The sequence below is a fragment of the Shewanella hafniensis genome (genome assembly GCF_019655335.1).
In the GTDB taxonomy this organism is placed as follows: Bacteria; Pseudomonadota; Gammaproteobacteria; order Enterobacterales; family Shewanellaceae; genus Shewanella; species Shewanella hafniensis.
The window spans coordinates 20,317-46,153 of the sequence record NZ_BPFD01000027.1; the positions used below are offsets into that span (position 1 = coordinate 20,317).

15 protein-coding genes are annotated in these 25,837 nt (G+C 48.1%); 1 reads left to right on the forward strand and 14 read right to left on the reverse strand.

Features of this window, described 5'->3' with window-relative positions; translation table 11 throughout:
• Positions 1-227 precede the first annotated feature (227 nt).
• The 8 genes from K5Q99_RS09865 to malQ all read right to left on the reverse strand — a co-directional run bounded on the left by K5Q99_RS09865 (position 228) and on the right by malQ (position 17,737).
• The gene (locus tag K5Q99_RS09865; RefSeq protein ID WP_219234089.1) at positions 228-1,646 is read right to left on the reverse strand and encodes a DEAD/DEAH box helicase; all 1,419 of its coding nucleotides are present in this window, start codon (positions 1,644-1,646) and stop codon (positions 228-230) included.
• 129 nt (positions 1,647-1,775) lie between these two features.
• Positions 1,776-4,823, reverse strand: a complete 3,048-nt coding sequence (locus K5Q99_RS09870) for an EAL domain-containing protein (RefSeq protein ID WP_220776753.1) — start codon at positions 4,821-4,823, stop codon at positions 1,776-1,778.
• A 129-nt stretch (positions 4,824-4,952) separates the two neighbouring features.
• Positions 4,953-6,572, reverse strand: coding sequence for a glycogen synthase (locus tag K5Q99_RS09875; RefSeq protein ID WP_220776754.1), 1,620 nt, complete (start codon positions 6,570-6,572; stop codon positions 4,953-4,955).
• A 177-nt stretch (positions 6,573-6,749) separates the two neighbouring features.
• Positions 6,750-8,012 carry a glucose-1-phosphate adenylyltransferase gene (gene glgC, locus K5Q99_RS09880; RefSeq protein ID WP_006080859.1) on the reverse strand — a complete coding sequence of 421 codons (1,263 nt, stop codon included), beginning with the start codon at positions 8,010-8,012 and terminating at the stop codon, positions 6,750-6,752.
• A 190-nt stretch (positions 8,013-8,202) separates the two neighbouring features.
• Entirely contained in the window at positions 8,203-10,734 is a 2,532-nt protein-coding gene (locus K5Q99_RS09885; RefSeq protein ID WP_220776755.1) for a glycogen/starch/alpha-glucan phosphorylase, read from the reverse strand.
• 11 nt (positions 10,735-10,745) lie between these two features.
• Positions 10,746-12,947: a glycogen debranching protein GlgX gene (gene glgX, locus K5Q99_RS09890; protein ID WP_220776756.1), complete on the reverse strand. Its 2,202-nt coding sequence runs from the start codon at positions 12,945-12,947 to the stop codon at positions 10,746-10,748.
• Position 12,948: 1 nt separating this feature from the next.
• Complete coding sequence (gene glgB, locus K5Q99_RS09895) at positions 12,949-15,180, reverse strand: 1,4-alpha-glucan branching protein GlgB (protein WP_011846262.1); 2,232 nt, start codon at positions 15,178-15,180, stop codon at positions 12,949-12,951.
• Between the two features lie 130 nt (positions 15,181-15,310).
• A complete protein-coding gene (gene malQ / locus K5Q99_RS09900) occupies positions 15,311-17,737 on the reverse strand; it encodes a 4-alpha-glucanotransferase (RefSeq protein ID WP_220776757.1) in 2,427 nt (808 codons plus the stop codon).
• Positions 17,738-18,342: 605 nt separating this feature from the next.
• On the opposite strand from malQ, the gene K5Q99_RS09905 reads away from it, so the two are divergent.
• Entirely contained in the window at positions 18,343-18,972 is a 630-nt protein-coding gene (locus K5Q99_RS09905; RefSeq protein WP_220776758.1) for a peptidylprolyl isomerase, read from the forward strand.
• A 127-nt stretch (positions 18,973-19,099) separates the two neighbouring features.
• Here the strand turns inward: K5Q99_RS09905 and K5Q99_RS09910 are convergent, their stop codons facing one another.
• From K5Q99_RS09910 to betI, 6 genes are all read right to left on the reverse strand, one after another.
• Positions 19,100-19,576, reverse strand: coding sequence for a MarR family winged helix-turn-helix transcriptional regulator (locus tag K5Q99_RS09910; protein ID WP_011846259.1), 477 nt, complete (start codon positions 19,574-19,576; stop codon positions 19,100-19,102).
• A gap of 91 nt (positions 19,577-19,667) precedes the next feature.
• The gene (locus K5Q99_RS09915) at positions 19,668-20,372 is read right to left on the reverse strand and encodes a TorF family putative porin (protein WP_220776759.1); all 705 of its coding nucleotides are present in this window, start codon (positions 20,370-20,372) and stop codon (positions 19,668-19,670) included.
• A 14-nt stretch (positions 20,373-20,386) separates the two neighbouring features.
• The gene (locus K5Q99_RS09920) at positions 20,387-21,604 is read right to left on the reverse strand and encodes a BCCT family transporter (RefSeq protein ID WP_220776760.1); all 1,218 of its coding nucleotides are present in this window, start codon (positions 21,602-21,604) and stop codon (positions 20,387-20,389) included.
• 389 nt (positions 21,605-21,993) lie between these two features.
• Entirely contained in the window at positions 21,994-23,679 is a 1,686-nt protein-coding gene (gene betA / locus K5Q99_RS09925; protein ID WP_220776761.1) for a choline dehydrogenase, read from the reverse strand.
• 9 nt (positions 23,680-23,688) lie between these two features.
• A complete protein-coding gene (betB, locus tag K5Q99_RS09930; protein WP_220776762.1) occupies positions 23,689-25,152 on the reverse strand; it encodes a betaine-aldehyde dehydrogenase in 1,464 nt (487 codons plus the stop codon).
• Positions 25,143-25,748 carry a transcriptional regulator BetI gene (gene betI / locus K5Q99_RS09935; protein WP_220776763.1) on the reverse strand — a complete coding sequence of 202 codons (606 nt, stop codon included), beginning with the start codon at positions 25,746-25,748 and terminating at the stop codon, positions 25,143-25,145. Before betI ends, betB begins: the two co-directional genes overlap by 10 nt.
• Between the last annotated feature and the right edge of the window lie 89 nt (positions 25,749-25,837).

Below are 25,837 nucleotides of genomic sequence, written 5' to 3' on the forward strand. Positions count from 1 at the left end.
GCGCTCGAGTGTAGAAGTATTGGCTTCGAAGCTCAACAAAAAGCGCATCGGTGAGGATGCGCTTTTAGAATAGCGACAGGCTATGCAGCAAAATATGCAACTGACTATTCAACAGTCAAATCAACAAACTAGGTAACCGTTAGACGGCTAAGCTAATAGGCACTTTGCACTTATTAGCCTTGATTGTTGTGCTTAGCTTATTTTGACTTAACTTATTTTGACTTAGCCTATTTTGACTTATTGGTGCGAGAGCCAAAACCTGACTTATTGCTCACCAAATTCGACTTAGGTTTAGTCGCATTAAACGGCTTACCTGAGCCAGAAGCTGGCTTAGCACGGCTAGAGGATTTATCTGCACCTGCTTTGCTGTCCTGTACTTTACCTTTAGCGTACTTACCCTGACGAGACTGACCAATAGTACGATCCTGCGGCGCCTTATGGCTCCACTTTCCAATAGGCTTAATCGGTGCTGCGGGCGCATCACGGTAACGGGCAGGCAAAGGCGTGCCTTCTTCATAACCCGGTTGTACCGACACGGGCAGTTTCTGCTCAATCAAGGCTTCAATTTCAGCGAGCATTTCATCGTCAGAAGGTGAAACAAACGAAATCGCGCGACCCGTTAATCCCGCACGGCCAGTACGACCAATACGATGGATATAGTCTTCGGCGAGGAAAGGTAATTCAAGGTTGATCACCATAGGCAAGGCATGAATGTCTAAACCACGAGCGGCCACATCGGTCGCCACCAGCACCCGCAATTTACCGGCTTTAAACTCTTCCAACACCCGATTACGGGCGCCTTGTGTTTTATCGCCGTGGAATACACCTGCGGCTATGCCATCCAGCTTTAATTCTTGTAATAAATGCTCGGCGCTTTCTTTCGTGCTGGCAAACACCAGCACTTGGCGCCAATTGTTGCGGCCAACCAATTCAGACAACAGCTCGGCTTTGCGACGTTTATCAACGCGATAGACTTCTTGCACAACTGTGGATGCGGTAGTCGTGTCAGCAACATTCACCCACTGAGGTTCATTCAGCATTTTCTCAGCGAGTTGTTTGACGGCATCGCTATAGGTCGCTGAAAACAACATGGTTTGATGCTGCGGCGCAATTAAGCGTTTCACTTTTTCAATGTCGCGCACAAAACCCATGTCTAACATACGGTCGGCTTCGTCGATCACTAACGTGGTAACGCTCGACAAATCTAACTGGAATTGGCCGATAATGTCGAATAAACGACCAGGAGTTGCCACCAAAATATCAACGCCCTGCTCTACCCCTTTACGCTGGGGATTCATGTTGGCGCCGCCGTAAACCGCTAAGGTTTTCAGTGGTAGAAACTGGCTGTATTTCTGGATATTTTCGCAGACTTGAATCGCAAGTTCGCGGGTTGGCGTCATAACCAACGCGCGTAAAATCGGTTTATCATTGCTGTCGCTTGTTAAAGACTCAGCCGCCAGCTTTTCAAGTACAGGCAGAGCAAAGGAAGCCGTCTTACCTGTACCCGTTTGGGCGCAGGCCATAATGTCTTTGCCTTCAAAGGCAAGCGGGATCACTTTCTCTTGCACTTGAGTGAGTTGCTGATAGCCACACTCAGTTATCGCATTCAAAATAGGAGAAGATAAACCGAGTGTTTCAAATTTCATAGGGACTCTTTAGCTAAGTAGTAAAACTTTGATGCGAGGTGATACTCAATGCCCCAACGCGGGGCCGCGGAGTCTAGCAAAATCCGCGGCGTTTTTATAGGCAATTATCATCCCGCGGTCAATTTCCTCTTAGACAAGGGAAACTAAAAGCGGATCCTGTAAGTATTTTCGGCTAAATTCACCCGCAGGCACAGGTCTTGAGAACAAGTAACCTTGGCCGTAGTCACAACCAGCAGCCAACAACACTTGGCACTGCGCATCGGTTTCGACACCTTCGGCAATCACCTTCATTCCCAACTTGTGGGCCATCACGATAATCGCCTCACAGAGAATTTGATCGTTTGAATCGGTATCAATATGGCGGGTAAAAGATTGATCAATTTTAAGATAATCGATATCAAACTTTTTCAAATAGGCAAGTGACGAATAGCCAGTACCAAAATCGTCCAGCGACACTTGCACACCCGCATCGCGGTAGGCCAGTAGTTTTTCGGTCACGCCCATACTGGCATCCAATAACAGGCCTTCGGTAATTTCAACGCACACGCCCGCGCCTGTAATATTAAGATCTTGCAATAACTTCAACCAATCATTGAGCAGCGTGCCTTCATCACGAAATTGGATTGGGGATTTATTGACGCTGATTTGGATTTCAACCCCTAATTCATGACGCCACGCCGCACTCTGGCGAGCGGCTTGCTCGAACACCCAATTGCCGATTTCAACAATCAAGCCAGTGTCTTCCGCCACAGGAATAAACTCAGCAGGCGACACAGCACCACGCTCTGCATGATGCCAGCGGATCAAGGCTTCAGCCTTGGTCACTTCACCCGTTGCTAAGGCAACAATCGGCTGATAATGCAGTTCAAATTCTTTATTCACGACCGCTTGACGTAAGTCTTGGATCAAGCGCATGCGGTATTTGGCGTATTCCTGCATCGATGGAGTGAAATAGTTGAAGCGATTACGCCCTTGATCTTTCGCCGCATACATAGCCTGATCCGCATGCTTGAGAAGCCCTTCAATACTGGTCGAATCATCGGGATATAAAGTAATCCCAATACTGACGCTGATATAAGCGGTTTCTTCCCCTAACACATAGGGTTCGGCAATTCGTCGCAAAATATTCTCGGCGACGCGCTCAATCCCCTTATGGTCTTCCATCGAACTTAACACCACAGTAAATTCATCGCCGCCAAGACGCGCCACGACGTCGGCATCACGCACACAGGATTTCAAACGACTCGCGGTTTCTATCAGCAGTAAATCGCCCATGGCATGGCCTAAGGTGTCATTCACTTCTTTAAAGAAATCTAAGTCTAAGAACAATAAAGCAAAGTGGTTGCGATTGCGGTCGGCATTTTTCACTTCGCTGCTTAAATACTCCAACAACATGCGCCGATTGGGCAACCCCGTCAGCGTATCGTAGTTGGCTTGTTTCCAAATCAGATGCTCATTTTGCTTCTTATCGGTAATGTCTGAGAACAGGGCAACACGTCGATAGGGATGGCCTTCTTTGTCATTAATGGTATTGATGGTTAACCAGATGACATATTCTTCGCCATTTTTGCGCCGCTGCCACATTTCCCCCTGCCATTGGCCTTTCTCGCGGATATCATTATTCATTTTGGTGTAAAAATCGCGGCCATTGAGGTCACAATAAAGCAGCCGAATATGTTGGTCCCGCACTTCAAATTCGCGATAACCCGTCATCACACTAAAGGCGGCATTGACGGTAATAATCACGCCCTTTTCATCGAGGACACTCATGGCTTCAGAGCTGTTATCGTAAACCAGTGCCGACAACTTTAAGGATTCTTCGATAAGTTTTGCGTCGGTAATATCGGTATAGGTTCCGCACATCCTTAGGGCATTATCGTTGGCGTCGCGGCTCACCACTTTACCTGTGTCTAAAATCCAGCGCACTTTGCGATTGAGTGTATTTAGGCGATATTCCATCTTATGTTGCGCCGTTTCGCCACGAATATGGGCCTCAATCGAATGCAGCACTTTAGGCCTGTCTTCGGCGACTATCGCATCCATCCATTGGCGACTATTAGCGTTGAGCATATCAACATCGCAGCCAAGAATATCGGCGCTGCGGGCGTTACGTTCGATACGATCATTACGAATATCCCAATCCCACACCCCAAGATCGCTACTACTCAACACCAGTTCGAGTTGTTCACGGCTAGCGAGCACCTCTTGGTCAGCAATGGCCTGTGAGGTGATATCAATAAATCCGGCAATCACCAACTGCACGGAATTATTGCCACCGCGCTTACAGGCGACTGTCATATGGGTGTAAACCACGCTGCCGTCCTTAACGATAAAGCGTTTATCCATCTCGTAATTATCGATATCCCCCCGCAGCATAAGCTCAAATTTCAGTGCATCCGCTTCTAAATCATCGGGATGGGTAATTTGTGTCCACGTCATTCGTAGCAATTCAGCTTCTGAATATTTGAGCATTTGACATAACCGTGGATTCACCTTTATCCACTTTTTATCTATTCCCGTTATTGCAATACCAATATTGCCCGCGTTGAATTGGCTCCGAAAAAGAAAATCATCCTGTAGACGAATTTGTTCATCACGCTCTAATTCAAAACGTCGCGATAACAAGCGGCTCAATAGCCAAGTCGCAATCGGGAAAATGGTCAATACTGGGAGGGTCACTTTGGCGAGTAATGGCATTGCTATGCCATCGGGTAGAAATAAGAACCACAACAACATCACGATATGAACGGTATAGGCAAAGAGAAAAATTTCTCTACCTGAAATATTGGCTAACAGAGACTTACGATATTGACGCCAGATCACCCCGATTAAACCGGATGACACTATCACGCCGACGCCAATCCATATACCAGCGCCACCGATACTGATGCGATACAGCGCCGTCATCACGACAGCAACTAAGGTCGGTAAACCACCGAAAAATAGACCAGAAATACAGAGAATAACCGAACGGGTATCAAAGAAAACGCCAGGCAAATATACCCAAGGCGTGCTCATGATAGTGATACCAATACCACCGATGAGCATCCCAATAATGATGCGCCACAGTAAAAAATACTGCCGCTGATGCTTTTTAGGAATCACGTCGTACAAAAAGACCAACGCCAGCAATAAAGCCGCATTTTGCACTAACGGAAAGAGAATACCTTTATCCATGACTCAGAGAGCGACTCCAAAAATGAGGGGGCTTGATACAATTTTAACATTCCCCTCACTAGTGTAGCAGAATCACTTAGAAATCATGCGTTAATTCCTTTTACCACATCACACTTTGTATCTGCTGCATCACACTTTGCAATAGAGTTGTTGACGATATTGTTCAGCAATGGAATGCCAGTCAAAACGCTGCGCCATGGCCGCCGCACGCACCTTTGACCATGTTTTCCCCTCGAAACAAGCAATGGCTTGCATCAACCTTTGCAAAAACGCTTCGGCTTGCTCGTCTAAACTATTGCCGTTAAAAGCAAAACCATTAACGCCATCCTCAACGGTATCCTTTAAACCGCCTACACTATGCACTAAGCATGGCTGTCCGGCGCGCATAGCAAGCATTTGACTAATGCCACAGGGCTCAAAGGAGCTTGGCATCAAGAAGAGATCGCCATGCTGATACAGCACTTCGGATAACGCCTCGTTGTATCCTTGCAAAAATAATAGGTTATCGTATTTAGCCCCTAACGCTTGGAAAGACTTAGCAATCGATGCATCGCCACTGCCGAGTAAAATCAGTAGCGCCGTCGGTTTTATCTGCTTCAACGCGTTAAGTAAGGTCTCAAGCACAGATAAGCCCGAGGGCAATTGATGGCGCAGCAGTAAGACTTTTTGATCGGTCAAACGGCCCACCGAAGTCAATAACAGATTCGGTACTTGCTCCGCCATTGCTTGACGCCAATGGGCTTGGGTGCGGGCAAAAGCAATCATGTCCACGCCACTCACTTGCGTTTGATGCCCCTGCCATTGCACTAACGCAGTTTCAATCGCACTGAGCAATTGCTTGAACTCGGGTACTTGAATACGCGCAGGTGGCTTAGCGGGTAAATCCGATACTGACGAATAGACACAGCCATTTAAAATCCCCACCACTTTGCCGTCATTAGCCTTGAGCTGTAAGTCATGTTCTAGCCCTTCACCACCAAAGAATCCCGCTTCAGGTTTGGAGGGCTGCAACACTTCTTTAGCGTAACTGGGGGAGACTAAATGCACTTTATCGCTCAGCACTATGCCCATGCGCATTGGGTTAACACAGTGGGGATAACGGGGATCGGTGATCAGCTGTTTTTGCCCCAGTGTTAAAGAGGCAAATAGCTCGGGAAACCATGCCGCAAACGATGACGAGTCTTGGCTTAGGGGACGTATCCCCTGCAGCGCAAGATTGTGGATGGAGAACACACACTCAATTTCTTTGAGGACACTGAACTCAGGCACAAACGCCCTTAGCATGGCTAAGCAGCCCGCATGCCAGTCATGTAAATGCAGCACAGCGGGCATTGGCACTCGGCCTGTAACTAATGCCGTGGCGACGCTCGCGCAAAGGAAAGCAAACTTAGTCGCATCGTCGGCAAAAGGACGCTCGGCGCTGCCTTGGCTGTAAATCTGCCCAGGCACGGATTGCCATAATGCATGTTCGAGCAGATAAATCATCGCCTCTGGCACATGGGGATGGGGCATGGCAAACACGTGCACCCGCTCTAATCGACCACCAAAGGCCACAGTTAACTCTCCCAGATTTTGGGGTTGATTTGCGACCGCTGTCAAAAAGCCATAGCTTGGCATAATCACATCGGCGCACAAATCCACCCCCGCCAAAGCGTCGGGTAAATCACGGATCACATCCGCCATACCGCCAACCTTGGCGCCCGCAAGGGCACCGTTTTCAGCCGCGACCATTAAAATGCGTTGTTTCAATTAATTGGATACTCCCGCTACTTCATTTTAGCGACTTGTTGAGCTGCCTAAACCTAAGCGCTTAATCTAAGTACTTAATCTAAGCACTTAGCTGTGTACTTAAAGCCCGAACTTAAGCCCGTTTCTAAGCCGTTTGTACTCGTTATGCTTCTCGACTCAAAGGATGAATTGCAACTGCTATTCATAACCCACAGGTAAACCTAGCATGTCACGGGTCACTAAGGTGACGCCTTTTTCCGACACCCTAAAGCCTTTGGCTCGGTCGTGATCATGGTTATAACCTATCACCATGCCTTCGGGAATAATGCAGCCACGGTCGAGTATCGCATTCTTGATTTTGCAATGACGCAGCACGACCACATCGGGTAGCACAACTGAATCTTCAACCAACGAATAAGAACAGACACGTACTTCGTTAAACAATACGCTACGGCGCACGGTCGCCCCCGAAATAATACAACCGCCCGAAACAATCGAGTCCAGCGCCATACCGCGTCTGTCATCGTCATCAAACACAAATTTAGCGGGTGGTAATTGTTCTTGGAAAGTCCAAATTGGCCATTTCGCATCGTACAAATTCAGTGCTGGCGTAGGCGATAACAGTTCCATATTCGCTTGCCAGAAAGAGTCTAGCGTCCCCACATCGCGCCAATAGGCTTGCTCGTTCGGGAAAGCGCTCTTAAAGGGATAGGCGAACACATTATGTTTTTCGATGATCGCAGGAATAATATCCTTACCAAAATCCCGATCTGAGCTTTCGTTTAAGGCATCTTTCTTGAGCTGGTCAAACAAAAACTCAGTGTTAAACACATAGTTGCCCATAGATGCTAAACACATTTCAGGATTGCCCGGAGAATGTTTAGGCTGCAGCGGCTTTTCTTCAAAGCCTAAGATGCGCATCTCGTCGTCGACTTCCATCACTCCAAACGAACCCGCCGCTTCGGCAATCGGCACCTCAAGGCATGAGACTGTCATATCTGCGCCCGACTCGGCATGGGCGGCTAATAACCCCGCATAATCCATGCGATACACGTGATCGCCCGACAACACCATTACGTATTTAGGCAGTTCATGGCGAATGATGTCGATGTTTTGGAATACCGCATCGGCCGTGCCTTGATACCAGTTTTCCGAATAGCGTTGTGAGGCGGGTAAAATCTCCACCGACTCGCCGAGCTCCTTTTTAAAATGGCCCCAACCGCGCATCACATGGCGGATCAAGGAATGCGACTTGTACTGAGTGACCACACCCACACGGCGAATACCCGAGTTAATGCAGTTAGACAGCGGAAAATCGATAATACGAAACTTACCACCGAAATACAGCGCCGGTTTAGCACGCCAATCCGTGAGTTCATGCAAGCGAGACCCGCGCCCACCAGCTAAAATCAACGCATAGGTTTCACGAGTTAAATTACTGATATAACGAACATTAGACATAGGCTCTTACTCCGAAATCGGCAAACTGATTGCCCATAAATGGCTTCTCGATACGGCAGAAACGGCCGTATTCCCCTGAGTATTTCTCACTTGCATTCCCCATTCCTTCCATTGATTGCTGCATTCCTTTCAAACACTTAACGCTTATACTCAACCGCTATAACAAGGCTTATTACCCAGAGCCCAGCCCTTACAGTTTCCAAATTTCATCGCGATAACCCGCGATCGTCACATCACTCGAAAAACGTCCGCTGGCAGCGGTATTGCGAATACTCATTTGCGTCCACACCTGCGGATCTTTATAGGCCCGCGCTACGGCTTCTTGCACAACTCGGTAACTGTCAAAGTCGGCGGCCGTCATCCATTGATCGTCGCTACTTTCGATGGCGGCAATAATAGGATCGAAAATCCCCGGTTCTAGCAGATTGAAATGACCACTCTTGAGTAACTTCATCACCTCAGATAACGCCGGTGAATCGTCAATAATGCTGCGCGGATGATAGTGGTTACGTACCTCAGCAACCTGCTCCGCATTGAGCCCAAACAGGAAGAAGTTCTCTGAACCCACTTCCTCTAACATCTCGATATTGGCGCCATCCATAGTGCCAATCGTCAGTGCGCCGTTCATCATGAACTTCATATTGCCCGTGCCCGATGCTTCTTTACCTGCGGTCGATATCTGCTCGGACAAATCCGTTCCCGGGCAGATTTTTTCCATGGCGCTGACGTTGTAATTGGGTAAGAAAGCAAAACGTAGGTAAGGCGTGACTAAAGGATCGGAATTGACCATGTGGGCGACATTGCTGGCGAGCTTGATGATCAACTTAGCCATAAAGTAACCGGGCGCCGCTTTACCGCCGATCAACACACAACGTGGCACCATGTTTTCTGTGTGGCCTTGTTGGATCTGATGATAGAGATGGACTACATGTAAGATATTGAGTAACTGACGTTTATATTCGTGAATACGCTTCACTTGCACATCAAACAACATAGATGGATCGAACTCGACGCCGCATTCCTTAGCAATCATCTTCGCCAGCAAAGCCTTGTTGGCTTGCTTCACATCACGCCATTTTTGGATAAACGCTGTGTCCTGCGTAAGGGCATTGAGCGCCGTTAACTGGCTTAAGTCTGTCACCCACTCTTTACCTAAATGGGCGGTCAGCAACTTAGCTAAAGCAGGGTTACAATGGGCGAGCCAACGCCTTGGGGTCACGCCATTGGTGCGGTTATTAAACTTGTGCGGCCACAACTCATAGAAATCCTTAAACAACCCAGATTTGAGTAGTTGCGTGTGTAAACCCGCGACACCGTTGACCGAGAAACTCGCCACAATCGCCAGATACGCCATGCGCACATGGGGATCGGGGCCATCTTGAATAATTGACATACTCGCCAGTTTTTCACTATTTCCAGGCCAATGGTGGGCGACTAAATCTAAGTAGCGGGCGTTGATTTCATAAATGATTTCTAAAATACGTGGCAACATCTGCGCCATCATACGCACGGGCCAACGCTCTAGTGCTTCAGGCAATAGGGTATGGTTAGTGTACGCCATGGTTTTGCTGGTGATCGCCCATGCACTGTCCCATTCCAAACTGTATTCGTCGATCAATAACCGCATCAACTCAGGTACGGCAATGCTGGGGTGAGTGTCGTTCAGCTGCATCACATTTTTAGCGGCAAACTGGGTGAAATCATGGCCATGGCGACTCACCCAACGTTTGAGTAAATCCTGCAAGCTAGCGGAGGATAAAAAGTATTGCTGACGTAATCGCAGCTCTTTGCCGTTCTCGCTCGCATCATTAGGATAGAGCACCATAGTGATCTGCTCGGCCAAGTTTTTACGGGCCACGGCTTCTGTGTAGTCGCCTTGATTAAATTCAGCTAAATCAAAATCATCGGTCGCTTCAGCCTTCCACAATCTCAGGGTATTGACTCGCCCATTGCGATATCCGGGAACTGGCATGTCATAGGCGACGGCGAGCACATCTTGGGTTTCTACCCAAATAATGTGCCTGCGGCCCTGTTTATCGACATAGGATTCAGTGTGGCCAAAAAATGGCACTATTACGTTGTGGGTGGGCACGCGCACCTCCCACGGATTGCCTTCGCGCAGCCAACGGTCAGGGCGTTCAACCTGATAACCGTCGACTATCTTCTGGGCGAACATGCCATATTCGTAACGTATGCCATAACCTGTCACTGATAAGTCCATGCTGGCGCAGCTATCGAGAAAACACGCCGCCAATCGGCCTAAGCCGCCGTTACCTAAACCTGCATCATGTTCGGCTTCTTCTAACTCTTCTAGCGATACCGCATAGTTGCTCAAGGCATCACGGCTATCTTGTTGCAAATCTAAACTCAGCAGGGCATTGCCCAGCGCCCTGCCCATCAAGAACTCAAGGGATAAATACGCCACTTGCTTGCGCTTAAAATGGCTGTCATCCATGCGGGTTTGACGCCAATTGTCTAGCATCTGCTCTTTCACGCTGTAAGCCAGCGCTTGAAATAATTCGCAGCTCACACCTTCGCCACGGCTGAGTCCATAACGTAAATGGCGCTCAAAGGACGCGGGCAAGGAATCGCAGGGCTCACAGGGTTCAGCGGCTTTAGGCTTGGCCTGACGCTTAGCTGGCGCCTTCTTACTTGCCGCTTTTGGCGCAGATGGTACGGTTTTTTCGCTGGTATTTGGGCTCAGTTCGCTTTCGTCACTCATAGTTAATTCCTTCATTTCTTGAAAATCAAATCAGCATGAAAAAGCATGAGACTACGATCTTGCAGCAAGTATCGCGTCGTAGAGATCTGAGCATCCAGCGGCTCAGTTTGGGTATGAATAAGGCATTGCCACGGACTCAAGTGCTCAAAGGTCGGCGGCGTAAAAGCTAACGGATTATCGTCGGCATTGACCATCAACAGCAGAGCTTGCTGCTTGCCTCGGCCTTCTAAGTCACCAGAAAGCACCACAGACAAACTGCGACACATAGACTCAGTCCACAGGCTCTTGGTCATTTGCTCACCTTGACGACTAAACCAATCTAAGCGAGCACCGGTATCGGCTAAGGATTCGGCCAATAACTGTTCGTGAATGAAGCGTTTAGCGCATAACAACGGGAAACGTTTGCGCAGGGCGATAAGCTGCTGAGTAAAAGCCAACAGTTCAGTGTCCATGCCCTTTGCCGACCAATCAAACCAGTTCAGTTCATTGTCTTGGCAATAGGCATTATTGTTGCCTTGCTGAGTGCGGCCTGTCTCATCACCGCTCAACAACATAGGCACACCTTGAGATAAAAATAGCGTAGTCAATAAGTTACGTTGTTGACGACTGCGAAGTGCCAGAATTGAGCTATCTTCGGTTTCCCCTTCAATCCCATAATGATGACTGAAGTTTTCTTGGTGACCGTCGCGATTATCTTCCCCATTCGCCAAATTGTGGCGCTGGGTATAACTCACTAAATCTTTGAGGGTAAAACCGTCGTGGCTGGTTAGAAAATTAAGACTGGTCGCAGGCGGACGGCCACTGTGCTCAAAAAAATCCCCCGAGCCGTGAAAACGCCGAGCAAATTCGGGCAACATGCTGTGATCGCCGCGCCAAAAGCGGCGCATAGTGTCTCTATATCTGTCGTTCCATTCGCTAAAAGCCACGGGGAAATTACCCAATTGATAACCACCGGGGCCAATATCCCAAGGCTCAGCAATCAATTTCACTCGGCACAAAACAGGGTCTTGCAACAGCGCATCGAAGAAACCTGAGCCGGGATCAAAACCATAGGCCTCGCGACCTAAGCAAGCTGCCAAGTCGAAGCGAAATCCATCGACACCCATGATTTCAACCCAGTAACGCAGCGAATCCATCACGAGTTGCAACATGCGTGGATGGTTGATATTTAAGGTGTTTCCGCAACCCGTGTCATTAATGTAAAAACGTTTATCGTTCGGATGCAGGCGGTAATAACTGAGATTATCTATGCCACGAAAACTAAAGGTCGGCCCAAGTCGACTGCCCTCGGCGCTGTGGTTATAGACCACATCGAGGATCACTTCGATACCCGCGCCGTGCAGTGCATCCACCATGGCCCGAAACTCACCAATATCGTCGGACGACAGATAACTCGGCTCAGGGGCAAAAAAGCCGATACTGTTGTAGCCCCAATAATTAGTGAGCTTTTTCTCGAGCAAAAATGGTTCAGTAAAAAAGGCCTGTACAGGAAGTAACTCGACGCACGTCACCCCAAGTTTGGCTAAATAATCGATAGCCGGCCGAGTCGCTAAGCCCGCAAAGGTGGCACGTTTATTCGGTTCAATCTCAGGATGCGCCGCCGTAAAGCCTTTAACGTGCATTTCATAAATAATGCTGCGCTCTAGGGGGTTGGGCAGAAACCTCGTCGCGATAGGCTGAATCGACTGCTTAGCGGCGATGTCGATTAATGGACGAATGTCCACAACCTTACATTTTGGCACATGGGCAGCGTTATCTAACTTACTGAAAGATAAGTCTTCATCCTTGTGATTCAGCTCGTAACCATAGTTAGACTCATGGTCGCGATATTCACCAACTAGCTGGCGGGCATAGGGGTCGAGCAATAGCTTATTGGGGTTAAATCTGTGGCCAAGCTGAGGCTCATAGGAGCCATAAACGCGATAGCCGTAGAGTTGCCCCGCCTTAAGCCCCTGCACAAACACATGCCAGATTTGCTGGGTTTGCTCAGTTAACGCAATCCGCGCGATTTCTTGCTCGCCATTGTCGTCAAATAGGCATAACTCGACCGCTGTCGCGTTAGCTGAAAATAACGCAAAGTTGACGCCATCGCCCTCGACACTCGCACCGAGCGGAAAAGGCTCACCGGCGCCCAAGGCCCATTTTTCACTTTGAGAAGGGTTATGTTTAGCGTCATGGTTGAGCTTGATATCATCGGCCACGGGCTTTTGCATACTAGTTCGCCTCAGCCAATCCAGTTGCAGGCCCTATCACTAGGCAACCCAAGGGCGGCACAGTGATCAGCGCGCTCTGCGCCATCCCCTGCCACGGCAGCGACTCAGCAACCACAGTGCCCGCATTACCTTGGTTACTGCCACCATAAATCTGGCTATCGCTATTCAGGTATTCGCGGTAATCCCCCGCCAAGGGCAAACCAATACGGAATCCAGTATGCAATTGGGGTGTCATATTGATGACAAACACTAACGGCGCATCACCCGCTAACCCGTAACGCACAAAGGTAAAGATGCTATCCCGGCTATTTTCACAATCTAGCCAACTGAATCCTGCCCCCTCGTAATCTTGAACCGATAAAGCAGGCATGGCTTGATACAAGTGATTGAGATCTTTAAGCCAACGTTGCACACCTTGGTGCGGTTCATAGGCCAATAAGTGCCAATCTAAACTCTGGTTATGGTTCCACTCATTTCGCTGACCAAACTCGCAGCCCATAAAGAGTAATTTCTTACCGGGATGCCCCCACATAAAACCATAATAGGCACGCAGGGTCGCAAATTTCTGCCAATCATCTCCGGGAATTTTATGTAGCAACGAGCCCTTGCCATGAACCACTTCATCGTGACTCACGGACAACATAAATTGCTCGGTATAGGCGTACATCAAACTGAAGGTCAATTGATGATGGTGGAATTGGCGGTAAAGCGGATCTCGGCCTAAGTAGCTTAAGCTGTCATTCATCCAGCCCATGTTCCATTTAAAGCCAAAGCCGAGACCTTGCTGATCCGTCGGCTTAGTCACCCCCGCAAAAGCGGTGGACTCTTCGGCAATCATGCAAATGCCGGGGAAAGCTTGGTACAGGCGTTGATTCAAAATTTGTAAGAAACTAATGGCCTCAAGATTCTCCCGTCCACCATAGGCATTGGGCAGCCATTGGCCCGGCTCGCGGCTGTAATCGAGGTACAACATAGAAGACACGGCATCGAGACGCAGGCCATCGAAATGAAACTCCCGCAGCCAGTAACAGGCATTACTCAACAAGAAACTGCGCACTTCACCGCGATCATAGTTATAAATCAGGGTATCCCAATCGGGATGTGTGCCCTTGCGAGGATCTTCATGCTCATACAAACAAGTGCCATCGAAACGCACTAAGCCGTGGGGATCCTTAGGAAAATGCGCCGACACCCAATCGAGGATGATACCAATTCCCGCCTGATGACAGGCATCTACAAAGGCTTTTAACCCATTGGCATCGCCAAATCTGTGGGTCGGCGCATAGAGACCCACAGGCTGATATCCCCACGAACCATCGAAGGGAAACTCGCTGATCGGCATCAGTTCAATGTGGGTAAAACCTTGCTCCTTCACATAGGGAATAAGCTGTTCAATCAAGTCTTGATAATCAAGATATTGCTCGCCTTGCTCTCCCTTACGACGCCACGAACCTAAGTGCACTTCGTAGGCCGACATGGGCGCTTTATGCCAAGCAGTCGCCGCGCGTTTACTCATCCAAGCGGTATCATTCCAACTGTGATGGGCTTTTGGGGGCACGATAGAAGCATTGTGGGGCGCGCATTCCATTTGAGTCGCCATGGGGTCGGACTTGGTATGACGCTCACCATTTTGATAAACCAAATCAAACTTATAGTGGGCGCCTTCAACCACATTGGGCAGAAATAGCTCCCACAAACCATTGGCAAGATGTTGGCGCATTACATGGCGAGTATCGTCCCAATGGTTGAAATCCCCCACCACAGAAACCCGTTTGGCATTGGGTGCCCACACACAAAAATGCACACCTTCAACGCCTTGGGTCTGACGCCAGTTGGCGCCTAAAAACTCATAGGCGCGCTCGGCGCTGCCTTCACCAAACAGGTAAATATCGTCACTATTGAGCAGTGAATCAAACTGATAAGGGTCGACTATATCTAGCTGACACAGGGGGTATTCTACCCGCAGCAAATAGAGAAACGGTTTGACGCGTCGCCCCAGCGTACCGGCGAACAATCCCTGCTCGTTAACTTTGTCCAGACTCGCTACTTTGCGGCCATCTTTAATGCTGATCACATCCACACTGATTGCATTACGTAAAAAACAACGAACAATTAATGCCTTACCCTCGTTGGCACTGTGCATACCCAAGAGCGAAAAAACATCAGTGTATTGACCATTAAGTAGGGCGACGTCGGCGCCATCGTAAAAATAGGCATTGGCTTGAGTCATCATTTTTCTTCCGTTTATCAGTCAATTAAACTTGCAAATTGGTACTCTTTATCCGCATCCCCTCCCCTAAATATCGAACCTTTAGGGTGGCATAATGTGGTGCGACATAGGCAGCCTTTCGCTAGTGCTAGATTTAGTTAGGTAACTGTCTCGCCGCAGCGATATTTTGTAATCGCTGCAGTATCTCTGGCAAAGTCGACACTTGCGTTAAATTCAGCGGCAGGCGACGCTGCCAATTTGGATATTCGAGCCAAGTGCCGGGAATATTCACCGCATGGCGATCGGCTAATAAATCACACAGTTGCACACTGTATAGCGCACTATTTCCGCGAGCCCCTAAGGTCATCCAAGCCGTGAGTAAGGTTTGAATATCGAGTTCTGCTATCGCCGCCTCGGCTAACAGACCTTGAGCGGCTAACAGTGAAATAAGCTGCTGCTTTTCATGCTCCCGCCCAGCCATTGCCTCGCCTAATTGTTCGTCAGTTTCAAACAGGGATAACTGTCGACGCAGGTGCAAATCGCTGCCGCACCACCAAGCCACTAAAGTCGGCACATCATGGTTCGCCAGCATCATCAGGCTCTGGGACTTGTATTGATCCGGTGATTTAAAGCCTTGATGATCTTTGCAAAAATAGAACAATTCATTGGAATAAATGCCGGAAGTGTAGAGACGATGAATAATGTCAGGTGGCACCAGTCCTAAATCTTCACCAATCACCACACAGCGGGCGCGTTGACTCTCAAGGCAAACGATGGCGAGCAAGGTTTCGACGGGATAATACACATAGGCACCTTGGCCGAGTTGTTTATCCAGTGGCCACCACCAGAGGCGCAGTAAGCCCATCACATGATCGATACGCAAGGCGCCACAGCTTTCCATATTGGCGCGGATCAAGGCGATAAAATGACTGAAATTATGTTGTTTTAACTTTACAGGGTCGAGGGGCGTTAAGCCCCAATTTTGCCCTTGGGGTGCAAAGGGATCGGGCGGTGCGCCAATACTGGCATTCAAACAAAACTGCTCGGCATTGGCCTGTACTTCACTGCCCTGCAGCGCTGCGCCAACGGCTAAATCACGGATCAATCCCAGCCCCATGCCCACTTCTTTCGCTTTGAGCTGGCAGAGGTGTAACTGATTTTCGGCCACAAATTGCAAGTAAAGGTAGAAACCTTCTTCTTGTACAAACGCTTTTGGGCTACGTAAGTATTCCGCCTGAGCAAACTCTTGCAGCGCAGTGCCCTGCTCACGCACAAACTCATAGAATCTTTGCGCTCTGGGGGTGTCATTCGCTAAATGGGTTTCACAAAAGACGCGATATAACAGCTCAAAGGCACGGTATTTGAGCTCACTCACTTTAGGATAATCGAGCCAGTTATCACGATTCAGTAAGGCGATAGCCTCTACCCAAGAAGCGCTTGAAAATTCAGTGGTAAGTGCTTGGTATTCAGGAACACTTTGTAATTGTATATAAAGAGGATTAAGTCTGCGGCGATCGCACGGACTATAGGGACTCGGATGCTCTGGCTCCGCAATGTCGAGGGCATGCAAGGGGTTGAGTTGAATAAAATCCGCCCCCTGCGCCGCCACCAGCGCGATCAGTTGTTCTAAATCGCCAAAGTCGCCAATGCCCCATTGGCTCTCGCTGCGTAAACTGTAGAGTTGAACGCTGATCCCCCAAGGTTTATGCCGCTTACCTTGGGCGACAGCCGTGAGTACGCCTTGGTAAGCGGCCCGCGGTGCCACCATTAAGGTGCCAGAAAACAAAGTGCAGGTATCAGCATCAGCCGCCACACTGCTCTCTAGCACTGAGCTTGGCGCTGGTGCACTGGTCTCTAGGGCATGTTTTAAGCTTAAAGCTATGCGATGAAAGCCCAAACCTAACACAGAGAAATCACTCGCATTTTTGTCGGCTGCATGCGCAAATGAGTCTTGGTTTTTGATTAAAGCTGGGTTGTTAGTGAACTCTTGGCTGCTCAGGAAATAAGACGCTAAATTCACCGCCTCAGTCTCGGCGGGCATTGAATGTTCAGGGGAAGCTTGGGTCTTAGCCTCAGCTAAATCGAGGCGTGCTAATCCCAGTTGCGTAAGATCAAGGCGATAATGGAGATAAAGCGTTTGTTCAATACGGTAATCGCCAATCGACTTAAGCGCCGAGAACGGCACATCAAATACGATAGACTCACCCTGTTCGCATTCAATTGCCACACTCAGATCTGAAGTATAGGTTTCGGGTAAACAAAGGCTTATCCAAGGTTCATCCACAAAACACCAATGGAATTCGGGTAACACCTGAGTCCAAGGACGGGCATCCAGCAAGTCAATTTGTGAGGCGATCAGCGCTTCGGTCAATACCGCATCGACGTTAGTCAGCCCAGCATCACTCGATAACACCTCTGTAGCAGAAGCATCAATGGCAGTCCCTGCCACAGTGTTTTTTTCCTGTAACATACAGGTCAAGATACCTTGCCTGTCTACCTCGGAAATATGGATCTCTTGGCCAAAACAATCAGTAAATTCTGCTCCAACCCCCCGCAAATACAGCAACTTTTCCAGCCCCATATTTTGTCGCCCCCGCGACCGCTCATCCATAGCTTTAGATATACAGTAACCATGCCAACCAAAAGTAACAAGAAGATGACATAAATATTTCAGGGAAATAACAAAAAACTTTTTCAAAAAATCAGTAACTTACTAGAAGCACTCAGTTAAGTTCGCGCGCAGTGACAATCGAAATAATAAACATGGAACGCACCAAATTGGGGCATGCGTTCAGCAAGAGGGCAAGCATGCTTCCCAAGACTTTGACGAAAGGCAGTCACGAGAGGCAGTTAAAAAAGACAAGCACTAAGCAGGGAACTAAGGCATAAAAATAATATGACAGGCGTAAGACATTTATATGTCATAGCATTCGAACTAAAACCCAATGAATAAGACCCAAAACATATCGACTAGTGAGTTCGGTGCAACACTTTGTATCAATTGCACTTTATAACTTGAACAGCCTATCTCTCCTCTGTCAACATCTCATCTCGCTACAGCGTAGAAACATAATAACAACATTACATTCATGGAGCCTGATATGCCCTCGCTTATCCGCCAGAGGCTCGCTCGATGGAACGCTAAAGCAGAAACTCCCCAATGATGATTGAGAATAAGGATATGAAATGAAGAAGTTATCAGGATTACTGTTTGTCGGCTGCATTGCCTTGACGGGTTGTGAAGGAAGTACAGATGGTGATTTAACGCCGACGCCACCGACGCCCGATCCCACGCCGCCAGCCTTAGCTGCGGATGTGTGTTATTTAATGAAAACGACGAAAGGCGATATCACACTTGCCATTGACTTAACTAACATGCCAATCACAGGTAAAAACTTTAAGCAGTATGTTGATAAGTCTTTCTATAACGGCACCTTATTCCATAGAACCGTTAATAATTTTATGATCCAAGGCGGCGGTTTTACCACAGGACTCAAAAGCAAGCCTGGTGATGCCCCCATAAAGAATGAAGCCGCTGTCGGCATTAGTAATGAACGTGGCACTATCTCCATGGCTCGCACGGATGACCCTAATTCTGCAACATCACAGTTCTTTATCAATGTGTTAGATAATCCACATTTGGATGCGTCTGCGAGCAATTATGGTTATGCCGTGTTTGGCAAAGTGGTTGACGGCATGGATGTGGCGGATCAGATAAGCATAGTTCCAACAAAAAGTAGCGGTGGTTTTGCCAACACGCCAGTACAAGAAATCCTGATTAACTCCGTGGCTAAAACAAGCTGCCCTGCTGCTTAAGCATCTAAAAGATGCACAGCTAAACGACATCGAGTTAAAAGCAAAAAAGCACTGAATCTTCAGTGCTTTTTCATTTTATAAACGAATCGATTTTAACGTCTAATCATTTAAAACATGATCTAAACGATTACTCGTCGCCTTGGATCTTCCCGACCAAGAGCATAGGCGCCGCATCAATTTTATCGGCGTCCATCATAGTCGCGATACGCTCAACGGCTGAGAGCAATTGACTCTGTTCCCATTCTTCAAGATTCTGATAACGCTTAATAAAATGATCCTGTAACGGTTTAGGTGAGTCCTGTAACAGCGCTCGTCCCGCATCGCTAAGGTATAAATGCACCTTACGTTTGTCAGTCTCACTGCGCAAACGGATCACTAAACCACGGCCCTCGAGACGATCGATAATGGTCGTCACAGTCGCAGGGCTCAACGTGATCTCTTTCGCCACAGTTTTCGCCAACGGCGCATCCAATTGGGCGATTTTTTGCATCACCATCAATTGCGGCCCAGTTAAACCTGAATGTTTGTTCAGCTGGCGAGAATGAATGTCGATAGCGCGTATCACTCGACGCAGCGAAATGAGCAGTTGTTCGTACTTTTCCATAATGTCCCGTCCCAGTTGTCCAGTGCACCTTACCAGAAAGCGCGACTGAACTCACCAAGAGGAGGCACTTTTATGGTAAAAGTCCCTTACATTACAACATGAATTGGCGTGATACCGACAACACCAGGCGCTCGTCACTGGTATCTAAGTTCATACTGGTATCTTCAGCGGCAAGGCTGAAATCAAAGCCGCTCCAACTGGTCATATAGGCAACGCGATAGTGATTAAAGGATTTACCGCCATCCCATGACCATTTGTCTTTATCGAGTGACGTCGAGCGGTCAACACTGAAGCGAATATCATGGCCCTCGGCAACGCTAATCGTATGGCCGAGCAACATAGTGTAATGTCCGCCGCCCAAACCAAAGTAGTCCCATGTGTAGGTTAACTTAGCTTCAGAGTGGCCAAGGGAAGTGTCGTAACCTAGCTTGCTATACAGCTCAGGATAGTTGTACTCATCAGAGAAGGAATCGCCGTGGTAGGTGTAATAGGCCAGCCCGACATCGAGACTCAGTTGCTTGTTCAGCTGATAATACTTACCCGCATAGGCATCGAGCTCTAACCAAGTGTCATCGCTGCCACCAAAGTCGACGTTCGAGGTAAAGCCGCCCACGTACCAGCCCGAATCAAACCCGTAATCCAAACTGCCTTGCAGTGCTGGGCCGTTGTCAGTTTGGCTGACACCATTAAAAGTGTAATCCGACGTTGCCGTCACAGTAGCCGATAATCCGGCATTCGCCGCAGTCGACATCAATAACAATCCACCAGCGACAAGATAAAAACATTTTGATTTCATTATTAATTTTTCCATTAGTTCGCTAACTCAATTTTAGTAAAGTCGATTTTGTTCTCTTTTGGCGAGCGCTCAATGGCACGAACAGTTTGCAATTGCGTCAGCATGATGTAACCAAAACAGCTAAAGATCAGGCCCAGTGCGATTGCACCAACCCATTGAATTTGAAGAAAGTCTAATTGAAAGAGTAATGTCAGACTGCAGAGCAAGACTAAGTTAAAACTGACATATTTAAGCTTGCCTAAGCGCTCAATCGTCAGATTAAGATTGTCGGTATACAGGCGTACCAGTGAGTCGAGTGAATTAATCACAAAGGTCACCCCTACAATCACCATCGCCAGATTATAGAAACCTGAGGTATCTAACCCATTGGCGCTGTAGTAATAAAGCACAGTGAACCAGATAGCGATGGGGATAGACGGAAACACCATCATGGCCAGCAGCACTTGGTAGGTTTTCATTCCACCGACAAAGCGCGAGGTAAATTGACCAATCATAATGCTCCACGCAAACCACCAGAACAAATAAAACTCATGGTAGTCGTTGATGGGTAAAACAAAATGTTGAATATTGCCGAAGTAGTCACCCAACATGGCAAAGGTCGTAAAGAACTCACCCACACTCGAGTCAGCCGATAAAAATGCATTGGCCCACATCATGGCAATTAAACCCAAAAATAACCAAGTGCTCGATAAACTCAAAATACGCACATAACGTATGCTAGTACTGGAATATACCGCCGCAGCGATGACCATAAATACGATTAAATAAAAGCTACCGATTATGGTTTCACCATCACCTAATTCGGGTAAATACCAAGGTAAATTGCTGAGTAACAAATAGGCGGTAAAAGCACAGGTGCCAATTATCACAATATTATTGATGAACTTGACCCAAGGAATGTCGAAAAACTTCACCCTAGGTTCAATCACACAAAAATAGAAACAGGTTAAAAAGTAGAAACCCCAAATCAAAAATGCCCAAAAGCCAAACTCAATCGCCAGCGGATTGGTAAAGCCGTACTCGGGACTCGCCGCCACATTGGCATAACCGGCAAACTCGGTCAGCGGAAACATGATCAAACCGACATCAAGCCCAGAGGTGAACAGAATCGCGATAAAAGTAAACGTACGCACAGGCGTCACCCCGATACAGCGAATATTACCCCAGCGATAAATCACAAACGCAATAGCGGTAAAAGTGAACAGTATTCCTGCGGATAATAACCAGGTCATAGGGTGCACTCCGCCCCAGTCGATACTGGGTATAAGTAGGCATGAGGATATGAATCCATAAAATGTAACTCCATGTTTTTATTTAACAATAAAAAACTGAATCATTTTTAAAGGCAGCACTCTGCCCTCAAGCCTTAAATATCGCTACTTAAAAAGCGCTCTGCGATAGTTAAACCCTGATAGATGTTCAGTCGTGAAAGCGGTCATTTGCACACTCACTGCGGGCTGACCGACCCTTTAGATAAAATGAATCATGAGCCTTAATTTCAGTAATCAATTAATGAGTTTTGAGTCATCAATTAATGCGTCACTTAACATTGAAGCCGCCAGTCCATCGATAAGACGGACCGAGCAGGCATGTTGTGCACTTATGGCGTTAACTTGTGCCGTTAACTTGTAGCTGTGCTTCTTTGTGTGGTTTGCCAAGCGTCGGCAACCACAACGGCACTGTCCGCTGGCGCTAACATCTCAGCCTCTAAAATCATATCCGCAGCGCGCTCAGCCAACATTATGGTCGGCGCGTTCAAATTGCCGTTCGGGATAGTCGGGAAAATAGAAGAATCCACCACCCGTAAATTCTGCAATCCATGCACGCGGGTTTCGGGATCCACTACGGCCATCGCATCTGTGCCCATCTTGCACGAGCATGAAGGATGATAAGCACTCTCAACCGATTGACGCACAAAGGCATCGATTTGCGCATCGGTTTGCACTTGTGTGCCGGGTTGAATTTCTTCACCGCGATACTCATCGAATGGCGCTTGATTGATGATCTCACGGGTCAAACGCACACAGGCTCTAAAGCCTTCAATATCATCGGGATGCTGTAAATAATTGAACTGGATCTTAGGCGGCGCTTTAGGATCTGCCGACACTAAGGTCACGGCACCACGGCTTTTAGGCTTGTTATGGCCGACATGCACCTGAAAACCATGTCCCGCAAAGGCTTCTTTACCATCGTAGCGCATAGCCGCAGGTAAAAAGTGGTACTGCAAATCTGGCCACTCGAGGCCCGCTTTTGAGCGAATAAAACCACAGGATTCAAAGTGATTCGTGGCCCCTAGGCCGGACTTATCTAAAATCCAACGGGCACCGATTAAGAACTTGCTGAAAGGATCTAACTTGCCATTGAGTGAAATCGGTTTAAGGCATTTGAATTGGAAATAAAACTCTAAATGATCCTGTAAATTCTGACCAACACCGGGTAACTCATGTTGTAACTCGACCCCAGCATCGGCCAATATTTGGGGATCGCCAATACCTGATAATTGCAGTAAATGCGGCGAACCTATTGAACCAGCAGCTAAAATCACTTCTTTATTACAACGAATATCTTCAACTTTACCTTTGTGCTCAATGCGCACGCCAACCGCAGCTTGCCCTTCCAATAACACTTTATGCACTAAGGTGTGGGTCAACACAGTAAGGTTACGTCTAGCCATCGCTGGGCGTAAATAGGCATTAGCGGTAGACCAACGCACGCCTTTTTTGACCGTCATATGCATAGGACCAAAACCTTCTTGCTGCGCCGCATTATAATCGGCGGTCGATAAATACCCCGCCGCAATGCCCGCATCCACAAAGGCTTGGTATAAGGGATTTTGCATCTGATTACCGTTATTCACGCCTAACGGTCCAGACTCGCCACGATACTCATCCCCACCAAAGGCCCAGGTTTCTGCCTTTTTAAAGTAGGGTAAGCAATGGCTGTAATCCCAGTTGGTCGCCCCTTGCGCCTGCCACTCATCAAAGTCCCTGGCATGACCTCGGACATACACCATGCCGTTGATCGACGATGAACCGCCAAGCACTTTGCCCCGAGGACAATGCATCTTGCGATTATCTAAATATGGCTCAGGCTCAGTTTCAAACTGCCAAGCAAATTTAGGGCTGTTCATCGGAATGGATAACGCCGTCGGCATTTGAATAAAGATGCTCTTATCGCTGCCACCAGTCTCGATTAACAGCACTTCGTTTTTAGGATCCTTTGACAGACGATTAGCGAGCACACAACCCGCTGAGCCTGCGCCAACTATGATGTAGTTATAATATTTTTGCTCTAATGACTGAGTCAAAATGCCTCCTTAAAATGGGCTTTCTAAGGGCTGCAGACCCACGTAAACGGCTTTAACTTGGGTGTAATGCTTGAGTGTCTCGCTGCCGTTTTCACGGCCAATACCCGACAACTTATACCCACCCACGGGCATTTCAGCTGGCGATGCGCCATAGGCATTAATCCAGCAAATCCCCGCCTGTAACTGATGAATAACCCGATGGGCACGGCTGATATCTTGGGTGAACACCCCAGCGGCCAAGCCCATAGCGGTATTGTTTGCCCGAGCAATCACTTCGGCTTCATCTTTAAAGGTGAGTACCGACATCACAGGGCCAAAGATTTCTTCTTGGCAGATACGCATATCGTCGGTGCAATCGGTGAAAATAGTTGGGGCGACAAAGTAACCATTGGGAGCATTATCAGGCGTTAATGCTGTACCACCTGTGAGCAGCGTTGCGCCGTCATCGATACCTTGCTGGATATAATTGAGAACTTTTTGCTGGTGATCTTTGGAGATCAAGGCGCCAAAATTAGTCTCTGGCGCCATAGGATCGCCCACCACGATATTGGTTTGAGTACGGGCGAGCAGTTTTTCGATAAAGTCTTGATAAACCGACTCATGGACAAACACTCGCGTCCCATTGGTGCAGATTTCACCTTGGGTGTAGAAGTTACCGAGCATGGCACCTGAAACGGCATTGTCGATATCGGCATCGTCAAACACGATAAGCGGTGATTTACCGCCGAGTTCCATAGTGACGTCTTTTAATGAACTTGCCGCCGCGGCCATGACTTTCTTACCAGTACCGACTTCACCAGTGAAAGACACTTTGGCAATATCCGCATGTCCCGTTAACCAAGCGCCAACCTTGCCATCGCCCATCACGACGTTAAATACGCCATCGGGCAAACCCGCCTCACTTAAGAGTTGCGCTAATTTCAGTGCGCCAAGCGGCGTTTCTTCCGAAGGTTTAAAAATCATCACATTGCCGCTGGCTAAGGCAGGCGCCGCCTTCCAACAGGCGATTTGCAATGGATAATTCCACGCGCCAATGCCAGCGCAAATGCCTAAGGGCTCGCGGCGGGTGTAATAAAAATCCCCACCGACTTGCTGCTGCGCGCCCTCAAGCCCAGGGGCGATATGGGCGAAAAATTCGATAGCATCTGCGCCTGTGACCACATCAACTACTGAGGCTTCTTGCCAAGGTTTACCTGTGTCGCGCACTTCGATTGCCGCAAGTTCATCATTACGAGCACGCAATAACGCAACCGCGTTTAACAGAATACGGCTGCGCTCAGTGGCACCCATGGCAGACCAAATCGCAAAGCCTTTTTTGGCGCTCTCGATGGCTGCTTGCTGAATTTTTTCATCGGCCACTTGCACTCGATACGCCAATTGCCCAGTGGCAGGATTGACGACGTCGAAGGTTTCGCCGCTGTCGTTAGCGAGCAGCTGACCCGCAATAAAGTTGTACTGTACTTCTACTGACATGTATTGACTCCATGCTGCTTTATCACATTGTGGATAAAGGTTTTGCATAATTTTTCGGCCTGAGCAAAATCCTGCTCAGGGGTTTCACTTAAGGCGCTACGTAACCAAAATCCATCGATCATCGCCGCCGTTTGCTCAGCAGCCATCAGGGCAAACTCTTTGGGCAACACTTGCCGAAAGGAAAAATGTAAGTTGCTGTATAGACGGCGACTATTGATATTCTGCAAACGGGCTAACTGGGGATCGTGGACGGCCTGTGCCCAAAAACTCAGCCAAGTGTGAGTGACATTTCTTGAGCGCTGTAACTCGGTAAAATTCGCTTCAACAATCATCATTAAGCGCTCTGTTGGCGCCAACACTTGTCCTTGGATGCGATTGAGCAACGCCTGCTTTAACTGTTCGAGCAAGTGGCGTAGCGTCGCTTGTATCAAGCCCTGCTTACCACTGAAATAATGACTGATGATCCCCGACGACATTCCCGCCAACTGACTGATGCTGTTGATGGTCGTGTGCTGCAATCCATGCAAGGCAACCGATGCTAATGTCGCATCGATAAGCTGCTGTCTGCGTATTAATTTCATTGCGGCTTTAGGCATAAATACTCAAAGAATGACCACTCACTCAAAACTCTAAATGACGTTAATTGAACGTTCAATTAACAATCATAATAATGATTAGTGATGTA